Here is a 1,283-nt window from a genome sequence, read left to right on the forward strand (position 1 = left end):
CGAACAAACCTAAGACCAGAGATACAACGCTATGTATCTTAGATGAGTAATCCGCACCCGCAGATGAAAGTCGAATTGGTTAAGCTAATAAGAGCGCAGGGTGGATGCCTTGGCACTAAGAGCCGATGAAAGACGTGATAAGCTGCGAAAAGCTTCGGGGAGGAGCAAATATCCTTTGATCCGGAGATATCTGAATGGGGAAACCCAGCTGAGCAAACCTCAGTTGTCGTATGGTGAATAAATAGCCATACGTCGGGAACCCGGGGAACTGAAACATCTAAGTACCCGGAGGAAAAGAAAGAAAACTCGATTTCCAAAGTAGCGGCGAGCGAAATGGAAAGAGCCTAAACCATCATGCGTGCATGATGGGGTTATGGACTGCAACAAGTGAGACGATTTGTTACCAGAACGGTCCTGGAAAGACCGGCCATAGAAAGTGAAAGCCTTGTATGGGAAAACAATAGTCAGCGAGCAGGATCCAAAGTACCACGAGACACGAGAAACCTTGTGGGAATTCGGGGGGACCACCCCCCAAGGCTAAATACTACTTAGTGACCGATAGCGCATAGTACTGTGAAGGAAAGGTGAAAAGGACCCCGGGAGGGGAGTGAAAAAGAACCTGAAACCCTGTGTTTACAAGCTGTGGAACCACGTTAAAGGTGGAACCGCGTACTTTTTGTAGAACGGTCCGGCGAGTTACCGTTACTGGCAAGGTTAAGCACTGAAGGTGCGGAGCCGAAGGGAAACCAAGTCTTAATAGGGCGAATGAGTCAGTAAAGGTAGACCCGAAACCGGGTGATCTACCCATGTCCAGGTTGAAGTTTCCGTAAAAGGAAATGGAGGACCGAACGCACATCCGTTGAAAAGGGTGGCGATGAGGTGTGGGTAGGGGAGAAATTCCAATCGAACCCGGAGATAGCTGGTTCTCCTCGAAATAGCTTTAGGGCTAGCCTCGTATTAGTCTGCCGGAGGTAGAGCACTGAATTTCCTAGGGGGCGTCAAAGCTTACCAAAGAATATCAAACTCCGAATGCCGGTCAGATGATGTACGGGAGTCAGACTGCACGAGATAAGTTGGGCAGTCAAAAGGGAAAGAGCCCAGACCACCAGCTAAGGTCCCAAAGTGCGTGTTAAGTGGAAAAGGATGTGAGATTTCAGAGACAACTAGGATGTTGGCTTAGAAGCAGCCACACATTCAAAGAGTGCGTAATAGCTCACTAGTCGAGAGGTCTTGCGCCGAAAATGTCCGGGGCTAAAACACGACACCGAAGCTGTGGAATGTAT

1 rRNA gene is annotated in these 1,283 nt (G+C 48.9%); it reads left to right on the plus strand.

Features of this window, described 5'->3' with window-relative positions:
* Positions 1 to 77: 77 nt before the first annotated feature.
* Positions 78 to 1,283: ribosomal RNA gene (locus tag FAY33_RS20165) — 23S ribosomal RNA — on the plus strand; the annotation flags it as partial.

This window comes from Clostridium sp. HBUAS56010 (assembly GCF_007115105.1).
Classification (GTDB): Bacteria; Bacillota; Clostridia; order Lachnospirales; family Lachnospiraceae; genus Lacrimispora.